The organism is Pseudomonas sp. SMN11, assembly GCF_052041945.1.
Taxonomy (GTDB): Bacteria; Pseudomonadota; Gammaproteobacteria; order Pseudomonadales; family Pseudomonadaceae; genus Aquipseudomonas.
The window spans coordinates 104711-119089 of the sequence record NZ_JBKGGW010000015.1; the positions used below are offsets into that span (position 1 = coordinate 104711).

Here is a 14379-nt window from a genome sequence, read left to right on the forward strand (position 1 = left end):
CACCGCAAGAGAGCAACGACGATGACAACAAAAACAACAGAATTCGCCACCGACACCCGCAGTGCCCCACCCAGCAATCGCCGAGCGATTGCCGCGATCTGCGTGGGCAATGCCCTGGAGTTCTACGATTTTCTGGTCTACAGCCTGCTGGCCACGCTCATGGCCAAGCTGTTCTTTCCCTTCAGCGACCACCCGCTGATCCCCCTGATGCTATCGCTGGCGGTATTCGGTACTGGCTTCGTCATGCGCCCGCTCGGCGGTCTGGTGATCGGCCTGTACGCCGACCGCGTCGGACGCAAGGCGGCCATGCGCCTGACCCTGTGGCTGATGGCGATGGGATCGCTGATGTTCACCGTGGCCCCCACCTATGCTCAGGCCGGCCTGCTCGGGCCGGCGGTGGTGATTGTCGCCAGGCTGTTGCAGGGTTTCGCGGTCGGCGGGCAGATCGGCACCTCGACCACCATGCTGATGGAGTACGCCGACAAGGATTCGCGCGGCTACTACTGCAGCTGGCAGACCTTTAGCCAGAGCCTGGGCATTTGCATCGGGGCATTGATGGTCACCTTGCTGAGCAACCTCCTCAGCCCAACGGCCATGGACAGCTGGGGCTGGCGCCTGATCTTCGCCATGGGCATCCTGGCCATCCCGGTGAGCGAGTACATTCGCCATCGCCTTGAAGAAACCCATGCCCATCGCCAGACCCGCAGCCATGCACCGGCCTCGCAGGGAAAGCAGCTGGCCTTGCTGCTGCAACACCCCCGGCAGATGCTGGCGGGCGTGCTGTTGGTGATCGGCGCGACCGTGCCGATCTATACCATCCAGTTCTACCTCGCCAACCATGCCATTGGAGTGCTGGGCATGCCCCTGGCCAGCGGGACCTGGGCTGCGATCATCGCCTGCCTGCCGCCGCTGTTGCTGTCGGCCCACGCCGGCCGCCTGAGCGACCGCATCGGTCGGCGCAAGGCGATCTTCTGGCCGCTGCCGATCCTGCTGCTGACGATCTACCCGGCCTTCCTGTTGCTCAACCAATACCCGACCCTGCCAGTGTTGCTGGCCGTGGTATTCCTTTTGAGCGTTCCGCTGACCTACACCATCGTGCCCAACCTGGCGATTTTGCCGGAGCTGTTCCCCACGCGCATTCGCGCCAGTGGCATGTCCCTGGCCTACTGCGTCGGCGTGGCCTTGTTCGGCGGCTTCGCCCAGCTGTTTGCCGCCGGTCTGGTGAGCCTGACCGGTAACACCAATGCCCCCGCGTTCTACATCATCGCGGCGATCTTGCTGTCGTTGGTAGGCCTGAAGTTGGCGCCGGAAACCGCGGGCAAAGACTTCGACTGATACCTGGGTCTCAGGGACGAGCCCCTTCCCTTCTGGAGAAAGAGCCCCTTGGTTATCACCCCAGGCAACGGGTCACATGCTTCACCGACTGGTAGGCCGACAACCCCCAAGGCCCCAGCTCACGGCCAATCCCGCTGCCCTTGGTGCCGCCCCACGAAGTCTCGACAAACACCGCCTGCACCGAGTTGATCCACACATGCCCAACCTCCAGTGCATCGGCCACGCGCTCGGCACGTTCCAGATCGGCGGAGCAGACCGTGGCAACCAGCCCGAAGCGGCTGTCGTTGGCCTCGGCAATGGCCTGTTCTTCCGTGGCGAAGCGACGTGCGCACAGCACCGGGCCAAAGATTTCTTCAGTCCACAGGCGGCTTTCCTTTGGTACATCGGCATACAGCGTCGGGCTCACGAACCAGCCCTCACGGTCCAGTGCCTGCCCGCCGGCCAGGCATTGCAGGCCTTCTTCACGTGCTGTTGCGAAGTAGCTGGCAACCTTCAGCCACTGCGCCTGGCTGGTCAGCGGGCCCATGTCGACCTCTTCGGTCAGCGGATTGCCGACCCGCAGCTTTTCCAGCGCAGCTTGCAGGCGCGGCAGCAGCGCATCGGCAATGCCGTCCTGCACCAGCAGGCGCGAAGTGGCCGAGCACATCTGCCCGGCGTTCCAGGTGATGCCGGCAACGATCCATTCCACCGCCTGATCAGGGTCGCAGTCGTCGAACACCACGATCGCCGACTTGCCACCCAGCTCCAGGGTCACCGGCCGGCACTGCGCCGGAGCGCTGCGCATGACCTGGCTGCCGACGCTGTTGCTGCCGGTGAACGACAGTTTGTCGAGGCCGTTGTGGCTGCTCAGCGCGGCGCCTGTTTCGGCTTTGCCGTTGAGGATGTTCAGCACACCGGCCGGCAGGCCCAAGGCGTCGGCGATCTGGGCGTAGGTCTGCTCGATCAGCGGGGTCACTTCCGACGGCTTGAGCACCACGGTGCAACCGGCCGCCAGGGCCGGGGCGAGCTTCCAGGCGCTGGTCACCAGCGGGAAGTTCCACGGCACGATCAGGCCGACCACGCCCACCGGTTCCAGACGGGTGCGAGCGGTGAAGCCCGCTACGGCCAACGGCACGTCACGGTTCTTCGAAGGCAGTTGTTCGGCCAGCTCGGCGTAGTAGGCGAAGGTAGCAACCGCATCGTCCAGGTCGATTTCGGCCTCGTGGCGCGGCTTGCCGTTGTTGCGCATCTGCAACGTGATCAGTTCTTCGCGGCGCTGGCCGAGTTGTTCGGCAAAGCCGCGCAGGAAGGCCGCGCGCGTGCTGGCGCTGACCTTTTTCCAGGTAGGCAGGGCGTCACGGGCGGCGGCCACGGCCTGGTCGACCTGGGCCACGCTGGCGGCCCTCAGTTCGGCGAAGGGCAGGCCCAGCGCAGGCTCGCTGACGCTGATGCAGTCGCTGCCCTGGCCATCGACCCAGCGGCCGGCGATATAGTGGGAAGTGGTCATGGTCGGTATCCAGTCAGGCCATTTCGGCGGTGGTCACCGGCGTGCGCGGGGCGCTTTTGCAGCGCACCCAGCGCGGGCCATTCGGGCCATACACGCCAGCAGGTTCAGGGAACAGGTTGAGCAGCAGCAGGTACAGCACGCCGGCCAGGCCCAGGGTTACCGGCAGGCTCAGGTCGATGCCACCGGCGAGGTCGCCCAGCGGGCCGACGAACTGCCCTGGCAGGTTGACGAAGCACAGGCCGACCATCGCGCTGGGGATCCACGCGCCCATGCCGCGCCAGTTCCAGCCGTGCAGGAACCAGTAGTGGCCGCCACGCTGGCCGCGGGTGAACACCTGCAGGTCGTCGGCGTGGTAGAAGCCGCGGCGGGTGATCAGGCCGAGGATCATGATCACCATCCATGGACTGGTGCAGGTGATGATCAGCACGGCGAAGGTCGACACGCTCTGCACAAGGTTGAAGGTGAAGCGGCCGATGAAGATGAAACCGATCGCCAGCACACCGATCAGCAGGGTGGCGCCAGCGCGGCTGAGTAACCGCGGGAACACGCTGGACATGTCCAGGCCGGTGCCATACAGCGCGGTGGTGCCGGTGGACATGCCGCCGATCACTGCAATCAGGCAGACCGGCAGGAAGAACCAGCTCGGCGCTACGGCCAGCAGGCCGCCGACGTAGTTGTTGGCGGCGATGTAGTCAGGCGCCTGGGTGGCCACCAGGGTGGCGGTGCACAGGCCGAACAGGAACGGGATCAGCGTGGCGACCTGGGCGGCGATCACGGCCAGCATGATGCGCGACTTCGGCGTTTGCCGCGGGATGTAGCGCGACCAGTCACCGAGGAAGGCGCCGAACGACACCGGGTTGCTCATGGCCAGGATCGCCGCGCCGACGAAGGCTGCCCAGAAGCCCGGCTGGCTGAGGTTGACGCTACCGGCAAAGCCGGCGTCGAACGGTCCGGCAAAGGCGAAGATACCCAGCAGGAACAGCAGGCTCGAAGCCCACACGGCGATCTTGTTGACCCACAGCATGAAGCGGAAGCCGAAGATGCACACCACCAGCACCAGCACCGCGAACAGGCCGTAGGCCAGGCCGAGGGTCAGGTCGGTTTCCGGCAGCCCGGCCAGGCGCTTGGCGCCGCCGACCAGGGCATCCCCCGAGCTCCACACCGACAGCGAGAAAAACGCCACGGCGGTGAGCAGCGACAGGAACGAGCCGACGATACGCCCGTGCACGCCAAAGTGCGCGCCCGACGACACGGCGTTGTTGGTGCCGTTGAGGGCACCGAACAGGCCCATCGGCGCCAGGATCAGCGCGCCCACGCCGACGCCGAGGAGGATCGCCCAGACCCCGGCCTGGAACGACAGCCCGAACAGCACCGGGAAGCTGCCCAGCACGGCAGTGGCGAAGGTGTTGGCACCGCCGAAGATCAGGCGGAACAGGTCCAGCGGGGAGGCGTCGCGTTGATCGTCGGGGATCTGTTCGACGCCATTGGTCTCGATACCGGTCGAGTGGCTCATGGTGATGCTCCAGCGCGGTTGTTGTAGGCCCGTCGCGGTGCGCGGGCCTTCTTGTGGGTGCGATGGCAGTGCGGCAAGGCCGCGTAAATTCGGATCAGGCTGCGGTGACGACCGACAGGTGCTCGTGGCACGCCAGCCATTGTTCGCCATGGCGGCGGAAGACGATGGTCTCGCGCTCGGCCAGTTGGTGCTCCTCACCGGCAATGCGGATGTGCGTGGCAACGTCGTGCATGAAGATCGCCACGTCGCCCTGCAGGCTCACCTGCACGTTGCTCGATTCACAGCCAAGCACGGCAAAACCCTCGGCCTGCCATTGGGCCCAGAGGTCTTCATAGTCACGGCGCGACAGCAGCGGTTGCGGCAAGGTGTGGAAGAGGAAGGTGGCGTCTTCGCTGAAGCAGGCGAAGTAGCGGGCGGTGTCGTTGCTGGCAAAGGCTTTGATGAGGTCGGCAGCAGCTTGCCGTACCTGGAGTGTCTGGTCCACGGGAGTGGCCTCACGGTTATTGTGATTGTGGTGAAGCGATTCTGGTGGGGGCAGGCGAGTGGAAAAATCGCGGAGGAGAAATAATTAGTTCAGAAATCTGTGAAGTGAGTGCCATGGCACAAGGCAGGCAACCATGGCCTGTCAGGTTTGGCACGTTGCAACAAATGTAGGAGCGGATTTATCCGCGATGCGCCGCGCGGGCGGCGCTCGATCTCCCAGGCGCAACAAGGCCCAAGGCGAACCCATCTGTCAGCAGGCGTTCTTCGAAACCTTGCGCGAAGGCTCGCGCTCGACGCGCATCGAGCATGTCGACTCGACCCTGCTGGCTGTGGTCAACGACGTGGTGTTCAACTTCGGCCTGGTGTCGTCGGATGTCTCTACCCTGTGGGCCTGCGCCAGCAGCCAGCTGCTGGTGAGTGCCAGGCTGCAGCCGTTGCATTCGGTGGACAAGCTGCGCTCATCGGTGAAGCAGGGTGAGCACTTCCATTCACCGCATGAACGTCGGGGGCGTGCCGCTCTCGGACGACCCGAACGGCTTCTGGCTGCTGGTGGCACTGGTGGCGACCTTTACCTTCCTGGAGGGGCGCTGGGCGTTTCGCAAGCGGCAAGAGTACTGACTTCTCAATCCCGACGCGGTCCTCTGGCCGCGCACGGCCCATGAATGGGGTTGCAAGCAATCTCTCGACGCTACGGGCAATGAGAGGAGGGCTTCCACGTATTCGTCGTCACTGACGCCTTTGGCTCCCCGGACTACCGCAACTGGATGATCAGCTACAGCGAACTGGCCAGGAAACCTGAAATTGAGGAGTAGTTAGTGCCATTTTGCTATATGAGTGCTGGCGAAAACTATCATTTTTGATAGTTTTTAATTTGTCTCGCCTTCACGGATAGTAGCTGATAGCTGAGCTCTGCAGGGGGAGGTATTATGGCTCTTGGTATATCAAGTACTTTTTCCTATGGTCCATATGGATATGTTTTTTCTACGTCTGATGGAATGCCAATTTTAGGGTTCAATGGTCAGCCTTGGATCTACGAAGGTGCTTGCACATTGGGGAATGGTTATCGAGTCTACGATTTCAGGCTGATGCGGTTTGTCAGGCCAGATGAGCATAGCCCTTTTGGAAGAGGTGGAGTGAATTGTTACGCCTATTGCGGTGGAGATCCTGTAAATCATGTCGATCCTGATAGGCGATTTCCAACTTCGGCCCGTACTTTTAATTTTTTCAGAGGTGTGTCTACTTTTGTTAGACCTTTTTTCGCAAGTGCGAGGCCATCGAATCAGTCCAGGCCTGGAAAGTTCAACGTTTTATTAAAATTGGTAGACGCTCAGAGTGAGTATTATACGATGGGTAGCTATATGGCTTTTCCTTATGAAGTAGCCCCGCCAAGTTATAGGCGTTCCGTGGGGAAATTTGGTATTGTGAGTGTCCCCGCTCCTGATTACTCTACGGTGCCTCGTGAAGGTCAGAAAACCATGGCTATAAACTTGGGAGGGCGAAGGAATGAGTTTAATTCATCTGGTGCTGATGTTTCTTTTGAGTATGTCCGTTCGGCGAAGCGTAGAAAGTTGGAGCGTATATTTTCAGATTATGCCTTCTATGCAAGTGCTACACCTATGCAGCTTGATCGTGCAAGTAAGATAAGTGAAGGTTTTAAACTTGATGACGTTGCAACGGCTATCCGTCGCGTGAATAATATTTAGGGTCGATGTGTTTAGGTGTACGGTCCCGGAATGAGGAGCTGACATTTTTTATCGTAAATGATCCATAAATTCCAACTACCGCAGGATGGGGCCGCGGTAGGAGTAGGACATCCACCTGCTCCCACCTGCTCCCACAGGCTCACCGTAGACTCGTAGCCTTGCGCTGTACCTGTGAGAGCTGGCTTGCCGGCGATGAGGCCAGTAGAGCAAACAACAAGCTAACTGACTGACGGTCTGTCTCTGTCCATATCCTTGCCTACGCTGATAGTCCCAACCCGTCAGAGCAAGGAGTTGCGCCATGGCTTTCCAATACAAGCGTCTGGACAAGAATAACGCCGCCGTCCTGCTGGTCGATCACCAGACCGGCCTGCTTTCACTGGTCCGCGATATCAACCCCGACCGCTTCAAGAACAACGTGCTGGCGCTTTCTGACCTGGCCAAGTACTTCAAACTGCCGACCATCCTCACCACCAGCTTCGAAACCGGCCCCAACGGCCCGTTGGTGCCCGAACTCAAGGCGCAGTTCCCCGACGCCCCCTATATCGCCCGCCCCGGCAACATCAATGCCTGGGACAACGAAGACTTCGTCAAGGCGGTGAAAGCCACCGGCAAGAAGCAGCTGCTGATCGCCGGGGTGGTCACCGAAGTCTGCGTGGCCTTCCCGGCCTTGTCGGCACTGGAGGAGGGCTTTGAGGTGTTCGTGGTCACCGACGCCTCTGGCACGTTCAACGAGCTGACCCGTGATTCGGCCTGGCGGCGCATGGAGGCAGCCGGTGCCCAGCTGATGACCTGGTTCGGTGTGGCCTGCGAGCTGCACCGGGATTGGCGCAACGATATCGAAGGCCTCGGCACCCTGTTCTCCAACCATATCCCGGACTATCGCAACCTGATGACCAGCTACAACAAGCTGGCGAAGTAAGGGCTGCCAGGGCGCGGTAATTTGCCTTAACAAGCGAAACGGCAAATTGTCATGGATCGACCATACTGACTCTTCATTCGCCCTCGGGAGAGCGCCATGGCCAAGCCGTCCAGGAAGAAAGATGCGAAAGAACAGGCAGAGAAACTGGGCGGCAAAGCCTACGAGCAAGAGCTCAAGAAACTGCACGTGGAGCTCGTGAAACTTCAGGAATGGGTGGTGGCCAAGGGCCTTAAGGTATGTGTCGTTTTCGAGGGCCGTGATGGTGCCGGCAAGGGTGGCACCATCAAGGCCATCACCGAGCGGGTCAGCCCGCGGGTGTTCCGCGTAGTGGCGTTGCCGGCACCCACCGAGCGGGAAAAGACCCAGATGTACGTGCAACGCTACTTGGGCCATCTGCCTGCTGCCGGCGAAGTGGTGATCTTCGACCGCAGTTGGTACAACCGCGCCGGCGTCGAACGGGTGATGGGGTTCTGCAGTGAAGAGCAGAGCGCCAAGTTCCTCTCCGTGGTGCCGCTGTTCGAGAAGATGATGGTCGAGTCGGGGATCATCCTCATCAAGTACTGGCTCGAAGTCAGCGCAGAGGAGCAGACCCGCCGCCTGCAGGACCGCATCAGCGACGGGCGCAAGTTGTGGAAGCTGTCACCCATGGACCTTAAGTCGTACACCCGCTGGGACGACTACACCCGGGCCCGTGACGACATGTTCGCGGCCTCGGATTCGTCCTGGGCGCCGTGGTTCATGGCGCACTCCAACGACAAGAAGCGCGCCCGGCTGAACATCATCAGCCACATGCTGACGCGCATCCCCTACAAGGACATCACTCGCGATGAGGTGGTGAAGCTGCCCAAGCGCGGCAAGATCGGCAAATACAAGGCCGTGCCTTATCCCTTCAAAGTGGTCGAAGAGCGTTTCTGATCCCTCCCGTCAGTGCGTAGCAAGGGTGCGAACTTATGCCTCATGACGGCAGCCTGCTGCAGGCAACGGTAGTGTTCCTGCTGGCCGTAGTGCTTCTGGTACCGCTGGCGCAGCGTTTGAAAATGGGTGCCGTGCCCGGCTACCTGCTGGCCGGCATCCTGATCGGGCCGTCGGTGCTGGGCCTGCTAGGTAACCCCGACAACGTCGCTCGCCTTTCGGAAATGGGCGTGGTGATGCTGTTGTTCGTCATTGGTCTGGAGCTGTCGCCACGGCGGCTGTGGACCATGCGCAGGGCGTTGTTTGGCATCGGCTCGTTGCAGGTGGGGTTGACGGGGGTGGTGCTCGGCCTGCTGGCGTACTTCCTGTTTGGCCAATCGAAGGCAGCGGCGATCGTGCTTGGCCTGGGGCTGGCGCTGTCGTCGACGGCGTTCAGCCTGCAAGTGCTGGCCGAACGCAAGGACCTGGGCAAGCCACACGGTCGACTGGCCGTGGCCATCCTGCTATTCCAGGACATCGCCGCGATTCCCTTGATTGCCGTGGTGCCGCTGCTCAGTGGCGACGTCAGTAGCGCCGACGAAGGCAACTGGCCGCTGCTGGCGGTGGCGGTGGGCATTGGTGTGGTGATCATTTTTGGCCGCTATCTGTTGACCCCGGTATTCAAATGGACGGTCGGTTCGGGTTTGCCCGAATTGTCCACGGCGACTGCCTTGCTGGTGGTGCTGGGCACTGCCTGGGTGATGGAGCATGTCGGGGTATCCATGGCCTTGGGCGCCTTCCTTGCCGGTGTGTTGATGGCCGACTCGCCTTTTCGGCATGAGCTGGAAACCCAGATCGAACCGCTCAAGGGTCTGCTCCTCGGGCTGTTCTTCGTCGGCGTCGGCATGAGTGCCGACTTGCAGCTGCTGTTCGGCATGCCCTTGCTCGTGCTGGGTCTGACGCTGCTGCTGGTGGTTATCAAGATGCCGCTGCTGTTGTTGCTCGGGCGCAGGGCGGGCGGTCTCAGTCAGGCGCAGGCGCTGTGCATGGCGATCGTGTTGGCGTCCGGGGGGGAATTCGCTTTCGTGGTGTTCAAGCTGGCGCTGGAGCACCAGGTGTTGACGCAACAGGTTCATGACTTGCTGGTGCTCGCCATCACGCTGTCGATGGCGGTGGTGCCCCTGGTGATGATGGCCCTGGCGCGGCAGTTGCGTGACAACGCCCGCCCGGTAGCCGAAACGGGCCACTGATTAGCGCCTTGCCGGCGCGCCTGACGTTCGGAGGTGAAACATGCAGCCGAGTTTGAAGCTGGACAGCGCTCTGTCGCGGGGCCTACTCGACGTGCTGATCAAGGCGGGCCTGGTGGCCACCCTGGTGATGTTCTCCTTCCAGGTTTTCCAGCCGTTCCTTGAGCTGATGCTGTGGTCGGTGATTCTGGCGGTGACGCTGTATCCGTTGTACTTGCGGATCAGGCGCGGCACCGGCATCAAGGATGGCTACGTGGCAGCTCTGGTGGTGCTGCTGGTGCTGATCGTGCTGCTGGTCCCGATCTACCTGGTGGTGATGTCCATTGGCGAGTCGGTGGACAGCCTGGTGACGCTGCTCAAGAGCGGTAACTGGAGCGTGCCGGCACCGCCCGATGCGGTGGCTACCTGGCCGCTGATCGGGCCCAAGCTGCATGCATTGTGGTTGTCGGCATCGCAAAACATGGCCAGCGTGCTCAACCAGTGGATGCCGCAGCTCAAGGGCGCGGGGCTGACGGTGCTGGGCGCCGCGGCCAGTGCCGGAGGCGCGTTTCTGCTGTTTGTCGGCGCGATTATCATTTCGGGCGTGATCATGGCCTTTGGCGAGCGCGGTGAAGTTGCCTCGCAGCGTATCGCCATGCGGGTCTCCGGCGAGGAGCGCGGCAAGCCGCTGGCCCAGCTGTGCACTGCGACCATTCGTGCCGTGGCTCAGGGCGTGATCGGCATCGCCTTCATTCAGATGCTGCTGATTGGCGTCGGTTTCGTGGTCAAGGGGGTGCCGGGTGCCGGCATGCTGGCCATCGTCATCCTCATGCTGGGGATAGCCCAGGCACCCGCGACGCTGATCACGGTGCCGGTGATCATCTATGTGTTCAACGTCGAGGGTTTCACCGCCGCGACCATCACCTTTGCTGTCTATACCTTCGTGGCCGGGCTTGCCGACAACGTGCTCAAGCCGATGCTGCTGGGGCGCGGGGTGGATGTACCGATGCCGGTGGTGCTGATTGGTGCCCTGGGCGGCATGGTGGTCAAAGGCATCATCGGCCTGTTCATCGGCCCGGTGATCCTCGGCGTGACCTATGTACTGTTCTGGCAATGGGTGGCGCTGCAGGTGCCGGAGCAACCGACCCCGCCTGCGGCCTGAGCCATGCCCAAATGTTGCTATGGCATGGGGCTGCTGATGGTCCTGGCCGGCTGTGCCCAGGTCGGCCCGGATTTCGAAAAGCCCCAGGACCCATGGCTGGACAGCTGGAACACGCCACTGCTGGAGCAGGCCGGGCGTTTTGCGCCAGTACCGGACCTGCGCCAGTGGTGGTTGGTGTTCGCCGACCCGACGCTCGAAGACCTGATCGCCGAAGCCGACGCCAACAACACCAACCTGCGCGTGGCCGGCCTGCGCATCGCCGAGGCGCGGGCGCAGCTGGCCATCGTGCAGACCGGGCGTTATCCACAGCTGCAGCAGTTGAGCGCGCAGAGCCTGTACCTGAAGCAAGACCAGTCCGGCACCTCCACTGCCCGCGACTCGGTGTTCTGGCAGTCCAGCGTGGGCTTCGACATCGGCTGGGAAATCGACTTCTGGGGCCGCTTCAGCCGTGCCATCGAGAGCGCCGATGCGGCCTACTTCGCCTCCCAGGCCAACTATGCCGACGCCATGCTGCTGCTGCGTGCGCAGGTGGCCGATACCTATTTCGCCCTGCGCACAGCCGAGGCACGGCTGGACATTGCGCAAGAGAACGCCAAGCGTCAGGAACGTAGCCTGCAGATCACCGAGCGACTCTTCCGCCACGGCGAGAACGACGAGCTCGACTGGCAGCAGGCGCGTACCCAGTACCTGGCGACCCAGGCCACCATCCCCGAGTTCGAAAACCAGCTCAATGCCTTGCGCAACGTGCTCTGCTCGCTGCTCGGCAGGCCACCGGGGCCGTTACCCGAGATTGAGGCGCGCCACGGGCAGCTGCCGTTGCCGGACCGTGCGGTGTTACAGAACGTGCCAGCCAGCTTGCTGCAACGGCGCCCCGACATCCGCGCCGCCGAACAGGCGGTGGCGGCGCAATCGGCGCTGGTGGGAGTGGCTGAGGCAGACCTTTATCCACAGCTGAGCCTGCTGGGCAGCATTGGCTGGACCTTCTTGTCGGCCAGCCACCTGCCCAACACCTTCGACCTGGCGGCGGGGCCGAGCCTGATCTGGAATCCGTTCGACTACGGCCGGCGCAAGAACGCCGTGCGGGTCGAGGACGCCCGCCTGCAGCAATTGATCGAGCTGTATCACCAGAGCGTGCGCGAAGCCGCACACGAAGCCGATGATGCCGCCAGCGGCCTGGTGCGCTCGCTGCAGAGCGCCAGCATTCGCCAGGATGCCTCGCAGGCCGCCCAGCGTTCGCTGATACTGGCCAGTTCGCAGTACCAGGAAGGCTTTGCCGACTTCCAGCGTGTGCTCGACGCCCAGCAGCTGCTGTTGCAACAGCAGGATGGGTATCTGGTCAGTCGTGGCAATGCGGTGAGCAGCCTGGTGAGCTTGTACAAGGCGCTGGGTGGCGGCTGGGACAACCAGCGCAAGCCCATCGACCGCGCCACCCGCCAGCACATGCAAGACCGTACCGATTGGGGCGACCTGCTCGACGAGCCGGCCCCCGCCGACCCCGAACAAGGTGAGCCTGAATGAGTGACGCCGCGCACGCCCCGCCAGCCCCCGATCGCGGCATGCGCTGGGTGCTGATCCTGATCGTCGTCAGCCTGGTCTGGTACCTGCTGGCCGACCGCTTCACGCCCTACACCCAACAGGCTCGGCTGCAGGCCTACGTGGTGCCGGTGGCCGCCGAAGTGGCCGGGCAGATCAAGCGCGTGGCCGTGGGCAACAACCAGGAAGTTCGCCAGGGCGATGTGCTGTTCGAACTGGACCAAGAGCAGTACCGCATCGCCCTGGCCCGCGCCGAAGCCGACCTGGATACCGTGCGCCGGCAGATCGGCGCCAGCACCGCCGGCATCGATTCGGCCCAGGCCGCGCTGGTGGCGGCCCAGGCCAACGAACGCAAGGCGCGCCAGGATGCCGAACGGCTCAAACGCTTGATCGACGAGGACCCGGGAACGGTATCGGTGCGCCGCCTGGAGGGCGCCCAGGCCAGCCGCGACCAGGCCATCAGCCAGGTGGCCGCCGCCCGTGCCGAGGTACAACGGGCCCGTGAGCAGCAGGGCGGGGCCGATGCCGACAACGCGCAACTGCGCAGCGCCGCAGCCAATGTGGAAAAAGCCCGCCTGGACCTGGCGCGCACCGTCGTCCGCGCCGACACCAACGGCTTGATTACCGACCTGCGCACCGACGTGGGCCACTACGTAGGTGCCGGCAGCCCTATGATGACCCTGATCGCCATCCATGACGTGTGGATAAGTGCCGACATGACCGAGAACAACCTCGGCCGCCTGCGCCCTGGCGTGCCGGTTCTGGTGGTACTCGATGCCATGCCCGGCACGGTGCTGAAAGGGCAGATCCGCAGTATCGGCTATGGCGTGAGCATCGGCCAGCCTGCGCCCCCGGGAAGCTTGCCGACCGTTCAGAACAGCCGCGACTGGTTGCGTTCGGCGCAGCGCTTCCCGGTGATCGTTGAACTCGACCGTGATCAGCTGACAGACAGGTCCGGCTTGCGTGTGGGCGGCCAGGCCGAAGTCATGGCGCTGCCCGGCGAAGGCAATCCGCTGAACCTGCTGGGTCGCGTGTTCATGTGGCTGATGAGCTGGCTGTCGTATGCCTATTGAGCTTCGCCGCGTGCGCGCGCTGCGGCTTGCATGGGGCGTGGCGCTGTGCCTGGCGACCAGTTTCGGTCTGGGCTTGCCGGTGCCGATCCTGGCGCCGGTGTTCGCAGTGCTGTTGCTGGCCATGCGCAGTGAGGCGCTGCCGATCAAGGCGGCACCGGCGCTGGCGATACTGGTGATGCTCAGCTGCGGCAGCGGCCTGCTGCTGATTCCGCTGCTGCGCCATGCTCCGCTGAGCGGGGTGCTGCTGGTTGGCGTCGGGGTGTTTCTGGTCTTGCGCTATGCGCTCAAGGGCGGCAATGGCCTGCTGGCCAACCTGCTGGTGATCGGCCTGACCATGATCGCGGCGGCCGGCACGAGCAATTTCCCCTTGGCGCTGTCGGTAGTCGAGGCGTTGGCCAAGGGCATGCTATTGGCGGTGCTGGGCACGGCGCTGGCCCATGTGCTGTTTCCTGAACCGGCCGGCGCGCCTGTGCAGACTTCGCCGCCCTTGCTCGACAGCGCGGATGTCAGCTGGGTTGCCCTGCGCGCCACGCTTATCGTCATGCCGGCCTTCCTGCTGGCGCTGATCGCCCCGGACCAGTTCATGCCGCTGATCATGAAGGCGGTGAGCCTGGGGCAGCAGGCGGGGGAGACGCGGGCGCGGCATGCCAGTCGCGAGTTGATCGGCTCGACCTTGCTGGCCGGGGTGTTGGCGATGCTGGTGTGGGGCGCGTTGAGCCTGTTCGTGCACCTGTGGATGTTCTTCCTGTGGGTGCTGCTATTCGTCCTCTGGCAGGCGCGCAGGCTCTACCGTGCGGTAGAGACCCGCCAAAGCCCGGCGTATTGGGTGAGCTGCCTGACGACCATGCTGATCCTGCTTGGGCAGTCGGTACAGGACAGTGCTGGCGGGCAGGATGTGTACAAGGCCTTTGCGGTACGCATGGTGCTGTTCGTGGCCGTGTCTGTGTATGCCAGCGCCATGTTGATCTGGATCGACCGGCGCCGGGTTCGGGCTGCCTAGCGCTCCTGGGGGGGGGGGGGGGGGGGGGGGGGGGGGGGGGGGGGGGGGGGGGGGG

General features: G+C 63.2%; 12 protein-coding genes and 1 pseudogene. 10 read left to right on the plus strand and 3 right to left on the minus strand.

The features are described from left to right. Positions 1–21 precede the first annotated feature (21 nt). Positions 22–1335, plus strand: a complete 1314-nt coding sequence (locus ACLEJU_RS15160) for an MFS transporter (protein WP_435425251.1) — start codon at positions 22–24, stop codon at positions 1333–1335. Positions 1336–1390: 55 nt separating this feature from the next. Here the strand turns inward: ACLEJU_RS15160 and ACLEJU_RS15165 are convergent, their stop codons facing one another. The 3 genes from ACLEJU_RS15165 to ACLEJU_RS15175 form a co-directional block, all read right to left on the minus strand. After that, the gene (locus ACLEJU_RS15165; protein ID WP_435425250.1) at positions 1391–2821 is read right to left on the minus strand and encodes an aldehyde dehydrogenase family protein; all 1431 of its coding nucleotides are present in this window, start codon (positions 2819–2821) and stop codon (positions 1391–1393) included. A gap of 13 nt (positions 2822–2834) precedes the next feature. Beyond that, positions 2835–4334: a purine-cytosine permease family protein gene (locus tag ACLEJU_RS15170; RefSeq protein WP_085673948.1), complete on the minus strand. Its 1500-nt coding sequence runs from the start codon at positions 4332–4334 to the stop codon at positions 2835–2837. Positions 4335–4428: 94 nt separating this feature from the next. Next, positions 4429–4818 carry a YybH family protein gene (locus tag ACLEJU_RS15175; RefSeq protein WP_435425249.1) on the minus strand — a complete coding sequence of 130 codons (390 nt, stop codon included), beginning with the start codon at positions 4816–4818 and terminating at the stop codon, positions 4429–4431. Between the two features lie 259 nt (positions 4819–5077). On the opposite strand from ACLEJU_RS15175, the pseudogene ACLEJU_RS15180 reads away from it, so the two are divergent. From ACLEJU_RS15180 to ACLEJU_RS15220, 9 genes and pseudogenes are all read left to right on the plus strand, one after another. After that, a pseudogene (locus ACLEJU_RS15180) lies at positions 5078–5311 on the plus strand (magnesium transporter CorA); the annotation flags it as partial. 432 nt (positions 5312–5743) lie between these two features. After that, a complete protein-coding gene (locus ACLEJU_RS15185; protein ID WP_435425248.1) occupies positions 5744–6520 on the plus strand; it encodes an RHS repeat-associated core domain-containing protein in 777 nt (258 codons plus the stop codon). Between the two features lie 298 nt (positions 6521–6818). Beyond that, positions 6819–7439: an isochorismate family cysteine hydrolase YcaC gene (ycaC, locus tag ACLEJU_RS15190; RefSeq protein WP_435425247.1), complete on the plus strand. Its 621-nt coding sequence runs from the start codon at positions 6819–6821 to the stop codon at positions 7437–7439. A 96-nt stretch (positions 7440–7535) separates the two neighbouring features. After that, a complete protein-coding gene (gene ppk2 / locus ACLEJU_RS15195) occupies positions 7536–8354 on the plus strand; it encodes a polyphosphate kinase 2 (RefSeq protein WP_435425246.1) in 819 nt (272 codons plus the stop codon). A gap of 35 nt (positions 8355–8389) precedes the next feature. Beyond that, a complete protein-coding gene (locus ACLEJU_RS15200) occupies positions 8390–9580 on the plus strand; it encodes a monovalent cation:proton antiporter-2 (CPA2) family protein (RefSeq protein ID WP_435425245.1) in 1191 nt (396 codons plus the stop codon). A gap of 40 nt (positions 9581–9620) precedes the next feature. Next, positions 9621–10718, plus strand: coding sequence for an AI-2E family transporter (locus tag ACLEJU_RS15205; protein ID WP_435425244.1), 1098 nt, complete (start codon positions 9621–9623; stop codon positions 10716–10718). Between the two features lie 3 nt (positions 10719–10721). Next, the gene (locus ACLEJU_RS15210; RefSeq protein ID WP_435425243.1) at positions 10722–12236 is read left to right on the plus strand and encodes an efflux transporter outer membrane subunit; all 1515 of its coding nucleotides are present in this window, start codon (positions 10722–10724) and stop codon (positions 12234–12236) included. Beyond that, complete coding sequence (locus tag ACLEJU_RS15215) at positions 12233–13324, plus strand: HlyD family secretion protein (RefSeq protein ID WP_435425242.1); 1092 nt, start codon at positions 12233–12235, stop codon at positions 13322–13324. Before ACLEJU_RS15210 ends, ACLEJU_RS15215 begins: the two co-directional genes overlap by 4 nt. Further along, a complete protein-coding gene (locus ACLEJU_RS15220) occupies positions 13314–14324 on the plus strand; it encodes a DUF2955 domain-containing protein (RefSeq protein ID WP_435425241.1) in 1011 nt (336 codons plus the stop codon). The genes ACLEJU_RS15215 and ACLEJU_RS15220 overlap by 11 nt, the downstream gene beginning before the upstream one ends. Positions 14325–14379: the final 55 nt, after the last annotated feature.